This is a genomic window from Streptomyces sp. NPDC008086 (assembly GCF_042957325.1).
GTDB lineage: Bacteria > Actinomycetota > Actinomycetes > Streptomycetales > Streptomycetaceae > Streptomyces.
This window is the reverse complement of record NZ_JBIBIA010000004.1, coordinates 721532-735457: the sequence shown is the minus strand read 5'-3', so window position 1 is coordinate 735457 and position 13926 is coordinate 721532. Positions and strand designations below refer to the sequence as shown.

Below are 13926 nucleotides of genomic sequence, written 5' to 3'. Positions count from 1 at the left end.
GTTGGATATCAGAGACGGAGCCGTCATGGCGGACCTGAACAGGGGTAGGGGATGGGCGGACCACGGAAGACACACTCTCGCCTTCACGCTGGCAGGGGCACGGGCAGGCAGTGAAGGTCACCCGCATCGCATACAGCAAGAACCTCAACAGAGCGAAGTACGGCCAACTCGCCGAGCAGGCGCACCGACTGGGTGCGGTACGAGCCCTGGTGTGGCGCAGGTACGGATCCATCAACGGAGTCGGCATCTCGGACCGGCAGATCCGCGACCAATGGCTGGCTGACGGCACGGCTGCCGCTTTCGACGTCCTGGCAAATGCCTGGAAGGAAACCCTGCGCGACGCGATGGCCGATATCAAGGCATCTCGCGAAGCCGCAAAAGTGCTGGTCCGTAAGGCAATCCATCGTCACTATCACACAGAAAAAGAGCGCAGGGATGCTTACACCGCGCTCAAGCGCGACACCTGGACGAGCAATGCGTTCCTGTGCCGACTCATGCGCAAGCACTGGCGACACGGTGTCTCCCGCACCGTGAACCAGATCGTGGTGCGCTCCGACCAGTACCGCTCATTCACCCTGCCCGGAGAGGGAAACGTCTGGCTCGCGGTCCCGTCTCTGGCGCGCCGGAAGATGATCAGCATTCCACTGAACACCACCGTCACGCCCACCGGCACCCTGCGTCTCATCGTTCGCGACGGGCGCGTTGAAGTCCATTACGCCGTCGATGCGGCCGACCTGCGTGAACTACGTCCCTGTGGAACGGCGAAGATCGCTGTGGACAAGGGATACAGCGAGGTTCTCACCGACTCCGAGGGTAAGCACCATGGCCAAGAACTCGGCTATCTGCTGCGAACCGAGTCCGACTACCTCAAGACCAAGAACGCCCGTCGGGCCAGAATCCGAGCCGTCATCGAGAGGGCTCGGAACGCGGGCAACCATGCGAAGGCCGACCGGATCACGGCCAACAACCTCGGTACCATCAAGCGGGACCGGCGCCGCCGTCGGTTCAAGTCACGCGTGCGCACAGTGACCTTCACCGCCGTCCATGCCGTCGTGGACAAGGCGAATCACATCATCGCCGAAGACCTCACCCAACCCTTCGTATCGCGGAAGAGACTTGGCAAGAACACCAATCGCCGCCTCGCCGCATGGACGAAAGGCATCACGGCCGAAGCACTCACACACGTGTCAGAGCGCAGAGGTTCTGCGCTGACGCTGGTCAACGCGGCCTACACGTCACAAGTCGCCCCCTGCTGCCAGATCCTCGGCAAGCGCCTAGGGGACCGGCTTCACTGCACCCGGTGCGGGGACGTATGGCAGGCAGACCATGCGGGAGCGATCAACATCCTGGAGCGAGATGGAGACCCTGACATTTCCCTGCACACACCGCACATGCGGGTGCGGCAGATCCTCCAGGAACGGGCCGATCGCCACCGGACCAGACTGCCGGTCCAGGACTCCAGCCCACCAGGGCGGAGAGCGAATCATCCTATGCGGGCAGATCTGCCCAGCGAACAGGAAGCAGTGTGCAGCAAGACCAATCTCAGCTACCCGACGAAGTATTGCCATCAAGCCCGTCACTCCCAAACTGATGCCTGCGAGCGAGTGCGAGCCTCTGGGCCTGTCCGGCACACTGCTTGCTGCACGACGACGCACACGCAGACTTCGATGTCCTCGGACGCTGGAGGCGTCATGCTGGAGATCAACACGAGCAAGGTGAGCCGCTGGGACCACCACGGACGCGAGCACGTCGTACGAGTACAGCGCAAAGGCGCGCAGCGCACGATCAGATGCGACACCTGCGGCTGGCGCAAGGGCGCGCAGTTCCTGCCCTGGCTGAAGGCGGAGGAGCATCTCGCGGAGGCGCATCAGGCGACGGTGGATCCGACGGAGGCGCAGTCCGACCGATGACGACACGCGTCCGCCGCTACCGCCCCGGGGACCGGGAGGCCGTCGAGGACATCTGCGTCCGCACGGCCCACGAGGGCGGCGACAGCCGGCCCCACTACCAGGACCCGGGCATCTTCCCGACGACCTTCGCGCTCCCGTACGTCGTCCTGGAACCGGACCTCGCGTTCGTCCTGGACGACGGGTCGGGCCGGGCGGTCGGCTATGTCCTCGGCGCGGCGGACACCCCGCGCTTCGTCGAGGCCTTCCGCGCCGAGTGGCTCCCGTCGGCGGCCGAGCGCTTCCCGGAGCCCGTGGGGCCGCCGGCCACCCCGGACGAGGCGATGGTCCGGCTCCTGCACCACCCGGAGCGCATGCTCGTCCCGGAGGTCGCCGCCTACCCGGCCCATCTGCACATCGACCTGCTCCCGGCGTGGCAGGGCCGGGGCCACGGCCGCACGCTGATGCGCGCCCTGCTGCGGGCCCTCCAGGACAAGGGCGTCCCGGCTGTGCACCTCTCCATGGTCACGGCCAACACCCCGGCCAGGGCCTTCTACGACCGCCTCGGCTTCCACGAGATAGCCGTCCCGGAGCCGGGTCCGGTCACCTACCTGGGGCGTACGACGAGGGAACTCGACAGCCTGTGACGGCCACTCGGCCCCCGTGATCCCTCAGCACACCCTCGGTACACCTCAGGAACCCCTCGCAGTTCAGTACCCCTCAGTCGCGCGCCCGCAGCCCCCGCACCAGCAGATCCACGACCGCCTCCAACTCCCCCTCAGCGCCCGGCTGTTCCCACTCCCCGGCGTACCGGGGGTCGTGGAAGCGCCCCGTGGCCTGGAACAGGGCGCGGGCGGTGGTCGCCGGGTCGGTGGACGTGAAGGTGCCCGCGTCGACGCCCGCCTGGACGATCCGGCTCAGCTGGCCGGTCAGGTCGGCGACGTGCTGGCCGACCGCCTCGCCGTTCTCGAGGGCGAGCACCGAGAACGTGGCGAACAGCTCGGGTTCGTCGCCCGCCTTGCGCCGCTTGGCGGCGAACAGGGCCGTGAACCAGGCGCGCAGGCGTGCCTCCGGGTCGAGGTCGTCGGCGGTGACGACGCCGGAGAGGGACTCGAACGTCCGGTCCAGCCACCTCTTCGTGACCGCGTCCCGCAGCGCCGCCTTCGTCCGGAAGTGCCGGTAGACGCTGCCATGGCTGACGCCGAGCGCGCGGGCCACGTCGACCACGGTGGCCTTGGCCGGTCCGTGGCGGCGCAGCACCTCCTCGGTGGCTTCGAGGATGCGCTCGGCGGTCAGGGTCTCGCTGGTCGGAGGCATGCCTAGACGGTACCCGGGCCCGGCGCCGCGATCAGCGCTCGCTGTCGAGCATGGCCATCTGGGCGGGGGCGTACCGCTCGCCGGCCGCCGCGTCCGCGGGTACGGCGGCCTCGATGGCGGCGAGGTCGGCCGCGTCCAGCGTCACGTCGAGGGCGCCGAGGGCCTCGTCGAGCCGTGCGCGGGTACGGGCGCCGACCAGCGGCACGATGTCCTCGCCCCGGGAGAGCGCCCAGGCGATGGCGATCTGGGCGACGGTGACGCCCTTCTCCTCGGCGATCTTGCGCAGGGACTCGACCAGGGTGAGGTTGTGCTGGAGGTTGGCGCCCTGGAAGCGGGGCGAGTGGGCGCGGAAGTCGGTGGCGGCGTACTGCCGGCCGGCCGTGACATGGCCGGAGATCAGCCCGCGGGAGAGCACGCCGTACGCGGTGACGGCGATGCCCAGTTCGCGCAGGGTGGGCAGGACCGCCCGCTCGGGGCCGCGGGAGATGAGGGAGTACTCGATCTGGAGGTCGGCGATCGGGGCGGTCGCGGCGGCCCGGCGGATGGTGTCCGCGCCGACCTCGCTGAGGCCGATGTGGCGGACGTACCCCTTCTCGACCAGTTCGGCGATGGCGCCGACGGTCTCCTCGATCGGCACGTCCGGGTCGAGCCGGGCGGGGCGGTAGACGTCGATGTGGTCGACGCCGAGGCGCTGGAGGGAGTACGCGGCCGAGGTCTTCACGGCGGCCGGGCTGCCGTCGAAGCCGTACCACTCGCCGTCCGGGCCGCGCTGGGCGCCGAACTTCACGCTGACCAGCGCGTTCTCGCGCAGGGCGGCCGGGGCGGTGCGCAGGGCCTCGTTGATGAGCAGTTCGTTGTGGCCCATGCCGTAGAAGTCGCCGGTGTCGAGCAGGGTCACGCCGGCCTCCAGGGCGGCGTGGATGGTGGCGACGGACTCGGCGTGGTCCGCCTCGCCGTACATGCCGGACATGCCCATGCAGCCGAGGCCGAGGGCGGAGACCTGGGGGCCGGTGGTGCCGAGGGCGCGGGTTCGTGTCGTCGTCATGTCCTCCACTCTGCCGTAACAGCTGACAGATTTCAACATCTGTCATTCCATACTTGTCAGCACACCCTCGCCGACGCCCCATTCGGAACCAGATTGGTCCAGACCTATTGACGGAAGGTCTGGACCACGAGCACTGTCATGCCTACGACACCTCACCGCACCCCCACCGGGAGGCCCGCATGCTCCGCCGCGCCCTGCGCCTGCTCGCCACCGCGCTGACGACCGCCGCCTGTCTCGCCCAACTCCCCGCCGCGACCCCGGCGTCCGCCGCCCCCACGGCCGACACCTGCGCCGTGAAGTCGAGGCCGTCCGGCAAGGTCCTCCAGGGCTACTGGGAGAACTGGGACGGCGCCGCGGGCGGCGTCCACCCGCCCTTCGGCTGGACCCCGATCACCGACTCCCGTATCGCGGCCCACGGCTACAACGTGATCAACGCGGCCTTCCCGGTCATCCGCTCCGACGGAACGGCCCTGTGGGAGGACGGCATGGACAGCGGGGTGAAGGTGGCCACGCCCGCCGAGATGTGCGCGGCGAAGGCCTCCGGCCAGACGATCCTGCTGTCGATCGGCGGTGCGACGGCCGGCATCGACCTCAACTCGACCGCCGTCGCGGACCGGTTCGTCGAGACGATCGTCCCGATCCTGAAGAAGTACAACTTCGACGGCGTCGACATAGACATCGAGACGGGCCTGACCGGCAGCGGCAACATCGGCCAACTGTCCACGTCCCAGGCCAACCTGGTCCGTGTCATCGACGGGATCCTCGCCCGGATGCCGTCGAACTTCGGCCTGACGATGGCCCCGGAGACGGCGTACGTCACCGGGGGCAGCGTGGTCTACGGCTCGATCTGGGGCGCGTACCTGCCCGTCATCAAGAAGTACGCCGACAACGGCCGGCTGTGGTGGCTGAACATGCAGTACTACAACGGCAGCATGTACGGCTGTTCCGGCGACTCCTACTCCGCCGGCACCGTCGAGGGCTTCGTCGCCCAGACCGACTGCCTCGCCAAGGGCCTGGTCGTCCAGGGCACCACCGTCAAGGTCCCCTACGACAAGCAGGTGCCGGGCCTGCCCGCACAACCGGGCGCGGGCGGCGGCCACATGTCGCCGAGCCTGGTCTCCCAGGCGTGGCGGCACTACGGCACCTCGCTCAAGGGCCTGATGACCTGGTCGGTCAACTGGGACGGCTCGAAGAACTGGACGTTCGGCGACAACGTGAAGTCGCTGCAGGGGCGTTGAGCGAGGCGGGCTGCTCTACGGCCGCTGACGTCCGAGGCCCTCGACCGCCACGGTGGCCGCCTTGGCGATCAGGGCGTCGTGACGCTCGGCGTTCTGCTTGCCGCGGGTGGACAGGACCGCCATGACGATGGGATTGCCGCCGTCGTCCGGCCACAGTACGGCGATGTTGTTGCGTCCGCCGTAGCCGGCGGTACCGCTCTTGTCGGCCACCTCCCAGCTGTCAGGGACGCCCGCCTTGATGAGGGTGCCGCCGGTCACGTTCGTCGTCATCCACCGCCGCAGAAGGTCCCGCTCGTCCCGCTTCAGGGCGTCGCCGAGCAGGAAGGCCCGCAGGCTCCCCGCCATCGCGCGCGGGCTGCTGGTGTCGCGGATGTCGCCCGGCCTGCCTTCGCTCATGTCGGTCTCGTACCGGTCCATCTCGGTGACGTCGTCGCCGAGGTCCTCAAGGACCCGCTCCAGGCCGTCCGGCCCGCCGAGTTCGTTCAGGAGGAGATTGACCGCGGTGTTGTCGCTGTACCAGAGGGTCGCGGCGCACAGCCCGCGCAGGCTCATGCCGGTCTCGACGAAGTTCTCCGAGACCGGCGAGTTCTCCACCAGGTCGTCGCGCGAGAACGTGACCACCTTGTCGATGCCGTCCATGCCGACCTTCCGCAGGACGGCACCCGCCGCCAGCGCCTTGAACGTGGAGGCGTACGCGAACCGGTCGTCCGCCCGGTAGCCGACCGAGCGCCCCGTGCCGGTGTCCAGGGCGTACACTCCGAGCCGTGCGTCGAACTCCCGCTCCAGCGCCCGGAACTGTCCGGCAGTCGGCTTCGTGGCGGCCGTGGCCGACGCGGGGCGCGCCGCGCCGGCAGCCGTGCGGGAGTCGGCTTCCTGGCTCCCGCACGCCGGAAGCACGGCGAGGGCGAGCACTCCGGCCACCGTCCAGGCGGCTCCCCGGCGAGTGCGCGGTGAAGGCGAATACGTCATGGGATGGACCTCCGAACCGTAGAGGACATGGGACATCAGGACATGAGGACGGGCACATGAGGAGCCACCGGCCCGAGGGCCCGAGGGCCCGAGGGCAGGCTCCTGGGCCGCGGTGACCGTTCTCCAGCACTCTCGGGCCGACGGGGTGCCGGGGTCCAAGACTCGAACGCTCGCTTCCATGCTGTTTTGGCATAGTGGAGCGCGTGGATCTTGTCGCGGCATGCCGGGCGTTCGTCAGTGTCAGTGAGCACGGCAGTTTCACGGTGGGCGCGGCGGCGGCCCGGACGGCCCAGTCGGTGGTGAGCCGCCGTATCGCCGCGCTGGAGCAACGCCTGGGCGACCGGCTGCTGGACCGGTCCTCGCGGACGGTGACGCTGACGCCCTTCGGCCGGGACCTGCTGCCGACGGCACGGCAACTCGTGCGGCTCGCCGACCGGTTGGAGCACGAGGCGGAGGCCGCTCGGCACCGGCCGCTGCGGCTGGCCGTCCCCGCCGACTGCCCGACCGCCGCCCTGGCCCGCCTCATCGCGGACGCCCAGGAGGAAGGGGTCCACCTCGAACCGTTCCCCGCCGGACCCGCCGAGCGGGCCGACCTCGTGGCGTCCCGCCAGGTGCGTGCGGCGCTGCTCGCCGTGGCGCCCACGGAGGCGACCTGGACGGTCCCCCTTGGCCTTGCGGTCGCCCAGGACCCTGGCGGCGGCCCGATCTACCTGGACACCCTGCGCCCCGGCCGGTCCGACCGCGACCGGCGGCCCCGACGCGTGTGGCTCCAGCCGGAGGACGACGTCCCGCACATCCGGGACCGCCTCACCCGCCTGCGCGACGCGGTGGGCCTACGCCCGTCCCAACTGACGATCGCGCCCACCGTGGCCGCCGCCGCAGCACACGTACTACGCCACGACGACGTCCTCCTCTGCCCCGCCCCCCAGGCCCGAGAACTCCACCTCCACTGGCGCCCCCTCGGCGAACTGGGCCCCACCCTCGCCCGCGGCTTCTCCCTGACCATCACGGACGAGTCCGACCCCGACGCGACCCGCATCCGCCACGCGTGCACGGACGGCATCGCCCACTGCCTGACCGCACCTGCCCCGCCGAAGCCGACCACATGACCCCCCGACACCGACGCCGCCCCACCACCCCGCGCGCGGAGGCCCCGTACGACCCGCCCGCCCGCCGAAAACCGCCGACGCGCAACGAGACCGACCGACGCCCAGCGTCGAATCGAGCCGCACCCGCACACGAGGGCTCCTCCCCCGGCCACCCACAAGGCACCGGCCCAGAGACAGCCCCCTGCCCCCCGACAAGACCACCCCAGAGGCAACCCCATGACCCCCGACACCGACCGCCTCCTCACCGCCCTGCGCCGGGACCTGCGCGAAGGAGGGCTGTTCGGGTCGTTTCTCGTTCGGGACCTGGAGACGGGGGACGAGATCGGTATCGAGCCCGACGTCGAGTTGCCTGTGGCGTCCCTCGTGAAGATCCCGCTCGCTCTGGTGACGCTGGAGCGGATCCGGCGCGGGGAGCTCGACGGCGCCCGGGTGATCGAGGTGCCGCCCGGGCGGATCACCACGCCCGGTCCGACCGGCGTGAGCCGCTTCCGCCACGCGGCTCATATCGCCGTGGAGGACCTGATCTACCTCAGCACCTGCATCAGCGACAACAGCGCCGCCGACGCCCTGTTCGCCCTCACCCCACCCGACCAAGTGGGTTCGGTCCTGGAGGAGTTGGGGCTGCGCGGCATCGCCGTACGGCACCCCATGCGCGAGCTGATGGAGACGCCGGTGGAGCGTTTCGACCCGGCGGACGTGCACCTCGCGCACGCCCTCGCGATCGACGCCGGCACCCCGGGCCGCGGACACCGGGTCCCGCAACTCGACATCTCACGCGCCAACACCGGCACGGCACGGGCCTTCGTCGACCTCCTCCAGGCCCTCTGGCGCCCCGGCCCCACCGTCGAGCCCTCGACGGTCCACCCCGAGGTCGCCGCACAGGTGCGCGGCTTCATGGCCAACAACCTCGTACGCAACCGCCTCGCCCCGGACTTCGACTCCGACGCCTCCACCTGGTCGTCCAAGACCGGCATGCTGCTCAACCTGCGCCACGAGGTCGGCGTCGTCGAACACGCCGACGGCCAGACGTACGCGATCGCCGTCCTGACCGAGTCCCGGGTGGCCGCGGGCCGCCAGCCGGGCGCCGACGCCCTCATGGGCCAGGTCGCCCGACGCCTGCGCGACGAACTCCGTTCGAGGTGGATCTAGCCTGCGGACCGGCCCCGCGAGCGCCTCCTCTCCCGTCGGCGTTCGAGCCGGACCAGCAGCGGGCGGCTGCCGAACAGGCTCAGTTGCTGCACATGGACGGGCGTCAGGCCGAGCGCCAGGGCGTGGCCCAGTCCGCGTGCCTCCGGCAGCAGTACGATCGCCCGCCCCCCGTCGGTCAGGACCCGGGCGAGTTCGTGCCACCACCGCTCCGGGTGCCCGGCGAGGCGTCCGCCCGCTTCTACCTGTTCTCCCCAGGGCGGGTTGCACAGGACGCGGTCGATGCTGCGGTCGGCGACGGGGAGGGCCCCGGCGTCGCCGTGCTCGACGGTCACCGGGAGCGGCCCGGCGTTCCGCCGTGCGGCCCGGCGTGCGGCCGGATCGAGGTCAAAGCCGAGCAGCGTGGTGCCGGGCACGGCGTGATGGGCCTCGATGAGCAGCGTCCCCGCACCACAGCACGGGTCCAACACCCGCTGTCCCGGGAGTAGCTCGGCCGCTTGGGCCATGGCGGCGGCGACCGGCGGATGCAGCGTGCCCGGAACGGTCGCGTTCTTGTAGGCACGCCGGTGCGCGGGCCGCCGCCCCAACCGGAGCAGCAGCGTGGCATGGGTGCCGTCCAGCGTCAGCCGCCACCCGCTGTGGCCGGACGGCGCGGGCTCGCCGTGCCGCCGCGCGTGATACGGCACCCCGGCGCGCTCGGACAGTACCCGGCCGACGGCGTCCTCGATGTCGTAGCGGTTGTACGTCCTGCGTCCCAGGAAGGACGCCGAGACCTCGATCCCGCCGAACCCGGCCGGTCCACCGCGCGCCCGCCGCTCCCGGTCCAGCCCCGCCAGGTCGACCGCACCGGCCAGCTCGGCCAGGGCGGCCAAGTCGCCCTTGTGCGGCCCGACATCGTCCTGGCGGCGGGCCAGCAGGAAGAGGTCGTCGGCGGTACGCAGCAGCAGGTCCCTGCCGTGATCGATACCGGTACTGCTCCGGAAGCCCACCTCACGGTGGCCGATCCAGTCGATGGTCGCGGACCCGGTCCGCAGAATCTCCGTGCCAAGTGCGGGCTCCAGCCCGCGTACACACCGCGCTACCAGCGGATGCGGAAGGAACACGCGCCGTGTGCGCATGATGCCGTCTTCTCCCACGTCGCAGCCCGGGACGGTGGATGACCGTCCCGCGTCGTCGGCGCCGGGTGGATCCGCGTCGTGCCGACGGAGCGGTCAGCGGAGGGGGAAGAAGTACGTCATGATCGAACAGCCTATCAATCGCGCGTCGGTCTCTCCGACGAGTCGCACCGCGAGCTGTCGGTTGCGGCCTCCTTTTGCGAGACGGGTGCTCTACGGTGAACTTGACAGCGTTATCAAGCAGGTTGAGGGGTGTGGGTGACGGTGTCGGAGCCGTGGGCGGAGCTGGGGCGACGACCGTGTGTCCGCCGCCGCGTCCATGGCGGAACTCGGCGACCCGCGTGCCCCCGACCTCCTTCATGGTCTGGCCCACAGCACCGCCCTGGAGGGCGTCGACCGTGTGATGGCCGCCGGACTGCTGGCCGAGTTCGGCGACCCCCGGGCCACTGACCCGCTGTACGCCCTGGCCCACGACACCACCCTGAGCTGGGGCTACCGCGTGGACGCCGCCGAGACCCTGGTGGATCTCGGAGACCCCCGCGCCGCCGACCTCCTCTACGCCCTGGCCCACGACACCACCCTGGAAAGGCGCTACCGCGTGCAGGCCGCCCAGTCCCTGGCCGAACTCGGATACCCCCGCGCCGCCGACGCGATGTCCTGCCTGCGGTGATCACCGTCACGCGGTGACGTCGCCGGGCCGGGCGCACGGACCACCGACCTGGCGAACCCATGCGGTCACCGAACCAGGGGGTGTTTCGAAAGTCCCGTGCGGTGCCCGCGCCCGCCGCGGCAGCGGCTGGTGTCGCAGCCGGTGCGTGCCCTCGGCGCGCCGGACGAAGGCCCTCGTACTGGACGTACCTGGGCCTTTGGCCAGTGCGGCGAGGGTGCGTGCCGGGCGCCGTGGGTGCTGTGCGGGACTTTCGAAACACCCCTAGCGAGCCGTCACCGCCAGCTTCGCCCCCAGCGCCACGAACGACCCGGCGAAGCCCCGCCGCAGCCAGGTCATCACCCGGGGCCGGGAGGTGACGTGACTGCGGACGGAGGCCGCGAGGACGCCGTATGCCGCGAAGACCACGAACGTCACCAGCATGAACACCCCGCCGAGCGCGAGCATCCGCGGCAGGGCGTTCGCCTCGGCGGGGTGCACGAACTGGGGCAGGAACGCGAAGAAGAAGATGGTCAGTTTCGGGTTGAGGAGGTTGACCAGAACGCCCCGCACGACCACGCGCCCGGCCGACACCGGCGCGCCCCCCGCCCCCTCGTCGACCCCGAGCGCCTCCGTGTCCTTGAGCGTGGCCCACGCCATGTACAGGAGATAGGCGACACCGGCGTACTTGAGGACCTGGAACGCCGTGGCGCTCGCATGCAGCACGGCGGCGACCCCGGTGACCGTGGCCAGCAGGTGCGGCACGATCCCGACCGTGCAGCCGAGGGCCGCGACAACGCTCGCGCGGCGGCCGCGGGAGAGCCCGGCGGCGAGGGTGTAGACGACCCCGGTGCCGGGGGTGGCGACGACCACGAGGGTGGTCAGCAGGAAAGCGATGCTCATACGCCCCAGCCTGGACGCGCGGTGGCCCCGCCTACAGGGCCAAAGCGACGTCTGTATCCGGGACCAATGAAACCCGAGCCCTCCGCTCACGAGCCCTCCGCTTACTCGGACGCGGACAACGCCTCCCGCTCCGCCTCCGCCAGCAGCACACAGAACTCGTTGCCCTCCGGATCGGCGAGAACGACCCACCCCCACCCGTCGTCCTTACGGCGATCAGCGACCACCGAGGCCCCCAGCCCCAGCAGCCGCTGAACCTCCTCGTCCCGTGTGGTGTGGGGCCGCAGACACACATGGAGCCTGTTCTTGGTCGACTTGGGCTCCGGCACCTGGTTGAAGTACAGGGCCGGCCCACCGGGCAGCGAGACCGCGGCCTCCGCGTCCCCGGGCCCGTCCTCGGGATCCACCGGGTGCCCGGTCACCTCCGCCCAGAACCGCGCCAGTTGATAGGCGTCCGCACAGTTCGATCGCGATGTTCGTCACCGTTGAGGCCATGCGCGCGATCATGTCCCCTGAGTGCCGCGCCCGCCAGCGGAATACGGCCAACGCGTGCGGTTGACCAGGCAACCAACTCCAGCCTCAATTGCCCGAATTGCACCCCGAATACCAAAGGTCTACGGTCGTAACAGGGGCCACTCACGTCTCGGCGGAGGCTTGTGATGTCGGGCTTCGACGACAGCGCGGGACGGGTGATCGCGAGACGCTACCGGCTGCTGCGCAGAATCGGCGCCGGCGGCATGGGTCGCGTCTGGCTCGCCTACGACCTCGATCTGGCCTGCGAGGTCGCCGTCAAGGAGATCACCTTCGCGCAGGACCTGCCGGAGGCGGACATCGCCGGACGCGTGGCCCGGGCCCGGCAGGAGGCCCGCCTGGCCGCCCGCCTGCGCGACCACCCCCACGTGGCTACGGTGCACGACGTCGTCGAAGAGGACGGGCTGCCGTACATCGTGATGGCATACGTACCTGGCGCGACGACCCTCGGGGAGGTCGTCCGTGAGCGGGGCCCGCTGGACGCGCCGGAGGCCGCCCGCATCGGCCTGGCCGTCCTGGACGCCCTCATGGCGGGCCACCGCATCGGCATCCTCCACCGCGACGTCAAACCGGCCAACATCCTGCTGGCGAGCTCCAGAACCGACGCCTCGTTCCACCAGTTCCCCGGCCAGGTCCTGCTCGCGGACTACGGCGTCGCCCTCAAACCCGACTCCGGCGAACCCCGCCTCACCGCGACCTCCGCGCTCGTCGGAACCCCCGGTTTCCTCGCCCCGGAACGGGCCCGCGGCGCACCGCCGAGTGCCGCCGCCGACCTCTTCGCGCTCGGGGCCACGCTCTACTTCGCCGTCAGCGGCAACGGCCCCTTCGACCGCGACTCGGAGGCCTCCACCCTGACCGCCCTGCTCTTCGAGGAACCCCCGCCCTTGGACCGCGCGGGCCCCCTCACCCCGGTCCTGACCGGGCTGCTGGCCAAGGACCCCGACCAGCGGATGCCAGGCGAGGAGGCGGCACGCCTGCTCTCCGAGGCGGCCCGGTCCGAGCAGCCGCCCCCGACGCCCGTCCCGGCCGAGACCGTGGTGGACAGCCCTCCGACCCCGCCCCCCACCGACAAGACGGTGGTCGACCATCCACCAGGCGCCGGCGACACCCCACCCCCGGCCGACGCCCAGCCAAAGCGCCGCTCACCCCGCCGCCCCTCCCGCGGCGTCCTCGTCACCCTCATCGCCGTAGCGGCACTACTCATAGGAGGCGGCTTGTGGGCGGGCGCGTCCCTGGTCGGCTCGGAGAACGGGAGCGAGGGCTCGGACACGCCCAGCCCGACCGGCCCGGTGCGGATGTACGGGGAGAACGTGGATCTGACCAAGGAGTTGCAGCAGGGGGACTGTGTCTCGACGGTCTGGGGTCAGGGAAAGCTGAAGGGTGAGCCCAATTCCGTCGGGGTGGTCGACTGCCTGGAAGAGTCCAGTTCGGTGGACGGGCAAGTGATGAGGACGGAAACGGCCACATCCCTCGATGACGCGAGGGAGAACGGTGCCGACCGCTGCAAGTCCTCACTGGACAAGACTGTGCGCAGCATGGCCGACGCCCAGTCCTACGCACTCGTGCCGAACGAGCAGGGGTGGGACTCCGGCGTGCGCAGTACGGCCTGCCTGGTCTTCAACAAGTCCGTTCCCCTGTACGGACAGGTCGGCAGCTTCCGCGACGTCGGCAAGCAGATTCGCGTGACCAACTCCGCGGTCGGAGACTGCTTCAACGAACAGGAGAGCGGAGGCACCTACACCAGTTACCTCGCGAGCTGCACCCTCGCCCACGACGATGAGGTCGTCGGCTTCGTAGAGGCGCCCGCGGGCATGGATTTCAGCGCCATCGAATCCGAGTCGACGAAGCTGTGCGCGAACAAATACCAGTCGGTGAGCAAGCCGGAGAGCACGCAGCTGTACACCTGGACGCCTCACGAGGACGACTGGAAGAAGGGCTTCCGCTACGTCATGTGCACCGTGGCCCGCCCCGACGGACAAAAGCTGACGGGAGACGCAACTTCCCCCGTCAGCTCCACCGGCTAG

At 70.5% G+C, this 13926-nt stretch carries 12 protein-coding genes and 2 pseudogenes; 8 read left to right on the top strand and 6 right to left on the bottom strand.

Translation table 11 applies throughout. The features are described 5' to 3' along the window. Positions 1-344 precede the first annotated feature (344 nt). From ACFZBP_RS17510 to ACFZBP_RS17500, 3 genes and pseudogenes are all read left to right on the top strand, one after another. Positions 345-1343: pseudogene (locus tag ACFZBP_RS17510) on the top strand (zinc ribbon domain-containing protein); the annotation flags it as partial. 348 nt (positions 1344-1691) lie between these two features. After that, positions 1692-1910: a hypothetical protein gene (locus tag ACFZBP_RS17505; RefSeq protein WP_062725001.1), complete on the top strand. Its 219-nt coding sequence runs from the start codon at positions 1692-1694 to the stop codon at positions 1908-1910. Then, positions 1907-2533, top strand: coding sequence for a GNAT family N-acetyltransferase (locus ACFZBP_RS17500; RefSeq protein ID WP_391413970.1), 627 nt, complete (start codon positions 1907-1909; stop codon positions 2531-2533). Before ACFZBP_RS17505 ends, ACFZBP_RS17500 begins: the two co-directional genes overlap by 4 nt. A gap of 73 nt (positions 2534-2606) precedes the next feature. On the opposite strand, the gene ACFZBP_RS17495 is transcribed toward ACFZBP_RS17500, so the two are convergent. Beyond that, on the bottom strand, positions 2607-3203 hold the full coding sequence (locus tag ACFZBP_RS17495) for a TetR family transcriptional regulator (protein WP_391413968.1): 597 nt from the start codon (positions 3201-3203) through the stop codon (positions 2607-2609). Between the two features lie 31 nt (positions 3204-3234). Then, the gene (locus tag ACFZBP_RS17490) at positions 3235-4248 is read right to left on the bottom strand and encodes an aldo/keto reductase (protein WP_391413966.1); all 1014 of its coding nucleotides are present in this window, start codon (positions 4246-4248) and stop codon (positions 3235-3237) included. Between the two features lie 179 nt (positions 4249-4427). Between ACFZBP_RS17490 and ACFZBP_RS17485 the strand changes: the two genes are divergently transcribed. Then, the gene (locus ACFZBP_RS17485) at positions 4428-5486 is read left to right on the top strand and encodes a glycosyl hydrolase family 18 protein (RefSeq protein ID WP_391413964.1); all 1059 of its coding nucleotides are present in this window, start codon (positions 4428-4430) and stop codon (positions 5484-5486) included. 15 nt (positions 5487-5501) lie between these two features. Here ACFZBP_RS17485 and bla read toward each other — a convergent pair whose 3' ends face one another. After that, positions 5502-6455 carry a class A beta-lactamase gene (bla, locus tag ACFZBP_RS17480; protein ID WP_391413961.1) on the bottom strand — a complete coding sequence of 318 codons (954 nt, stop codon included), beginning with the start codon at positions 6453-6455 and terminating at the stop codon, positions 5502-5504. 203 nt (positions 6456-6658) lie between these two features. Here bla and ACFZBP_RS17475 point away from each other — a divergent pair, with 203 nt between their 5' ends. Next, positions 6659-7564, top strand: coding sequence for a LysR family transcriptional regulator (locus ACFZBP_RS17475; protein ID WP_391413959.1), 906 nt, complete (start codon positions 6659-6661; stop codon positions 7562-7564). A gap of 216 nt (positions 7565-7780) precedes the next feature. Further along, the gene (locus ACFZBP_RS17470; RefSeq protein ID WP_391413957.1) at positions 7781-8713 is read left to right on the top strand and encodes a serine hydrolase; all 933 of its coding nucleotides are present in this window, start codon (positions 7781-7783) and stop codon (positions 8711-8713) included. On the opposite strand, the gene ACFZBP_RS17465 is transcribed toward ACFZBP_RS17470, so the two are convergent. Next, positions 8710-9828: a methyltransferase domain-containing protein gene (locus tag ACFZBP_RS17465; protein ID WP_391413954.1), complete on the bottom strand. Its 1119-nt coding sequence runs from the start codon at positions 9826-9828 to the stop codon at positions 8710-8712. The two genes, ACFZBP_RS17470 and ACFZBP_RS17465, sit on opposite strands and share 4 nt — an antisense overlap. A 298-nt stretch (positions 9829-10126) precedes the next feature. Here ACFZBP_RS17465 and ACFZBP_RS17460 point away from each other — a divergent pair, with 298 nt between their 5' ends. Further along, positions 10127-10495 (top strand): HEAT repeat domain-containing protein, encoded by a 369-nt coding sequence (locus ACFZBP_RS17460; RefSeq protein ID WP_391413952.1) that lies wholly within the window; start codon positions 10127-10129, stop codon positions 10493-10495. Positions 10496-10756: 261 nt separating this feature from the next. Here ACFZBP_RS17460 and ACFZBP_RS17455 read toward each other — a convergent pair whose 3' ends face one another. Continuing rightward, positions 10757-11374 (bottom strand): LysE family transporter, encoded by a 618-nt coding sequence (locus ACFZBP_RS17455; protein WP_391413950.1) that lies wholly within the window; start codon positions 11372-11374, stop codon positions 10757-10759. 101 nt (positions 11375-11475) lie between these two features. Next, a pseudogene (locus ACFZBP_RS17450) lies at positions 11476-11866 on the bottom strand (VOC family protein). Positions 11867-12030: 164 nt separating this feature from the next. On the opposite strand from ACFZBP_RS17450, the gene ACFZBP_RS17445 reads away from it, so the two are divergent. Further along, complete coding sequence (locus tag ACFZBP_RS17445; protein WP_391413948.1) at positions 12031-13926, top strand: protein kinase; 1896 nt, start codon at positions 12031-12033, stop codon at positions 13924-13926.

Excerpts from the sequence above, each read along its gene's own strand:
- ACFZBP_RS17470 (WP_391413957.1), top strand. The coding sequence starts at position 7,781 with ATGACCCCCGACACCGACCGCCTCCTCACCGCCCTGCGCCGGGACCTG.
- ACFZBP_RS17465 (WP_391413954.1), bottom strand. The coding sequence starts at position 9,828 with ATGCGCACACGGCGCGTGTTCCTTCCGCATCCGCTGGTAGCGCGGTGT.
- ACFZBP_RS17455 (WP_391413950.1), bottom strand. The coding sequence starts at position 11,374 with ATGAGCATCGCTTTCCTGCTGACCACCCTCGTGGTCGTCGCCACCCCC.
- ACFZBP_RS17490 (WP_391413966.1), bottom strand. The coding sequence starts at position 4,248 with ATGACGACGACACGAACCCGCGCCCTCGGCACCACCGGCCCCCAGGTC.
- ACFZBP_RS17485 (WP_391413964.1), top strand. The coding sequence starts at position 4,428 with ATGCTCCGCCGCGCCCTGCGCCTGCTCGCCACCGCGCTGACGACCGCC.
- ACFZBP_RS17500 (WP_391413970.1), top strand. The coding sequence starts at position 1,907 with ATGACGACACGCGTCCGCCGCTACCGCCCCGGGGACCGGGAGGCCGTC.
- bla (WP_391413961.1), bottom strand. The coding sequence starts at position 6,455 with ATGACGTATTCGCCTTCACCGCGCACTCGCCGGGGAGCCGCCTGGACG.
- ACFZBP_RS17445 (WP_391413948.1), top strand. The coding sequence starts at position 12,031 with ATGTCGGGCTTCGACGACAGCGCGGGACGGGTGATCGCGAGACGCTAC.
- ACFZBP_RS17495 (WP_391413968.1), bottom strand. The coding sequence starts at position 3,203 with ATGCCTCCGACCAGCGAGACCCTGACCGCCGAGCGCATCCTCGAAGCC.
- ACFZBP_RS17505 (WP_062725001.1), top strand. The coding sequence starts at position 1,692 with ATGCTGGAGATCAACACGAGCAAGGTGAGCCGCTGGGACCACCACGGA.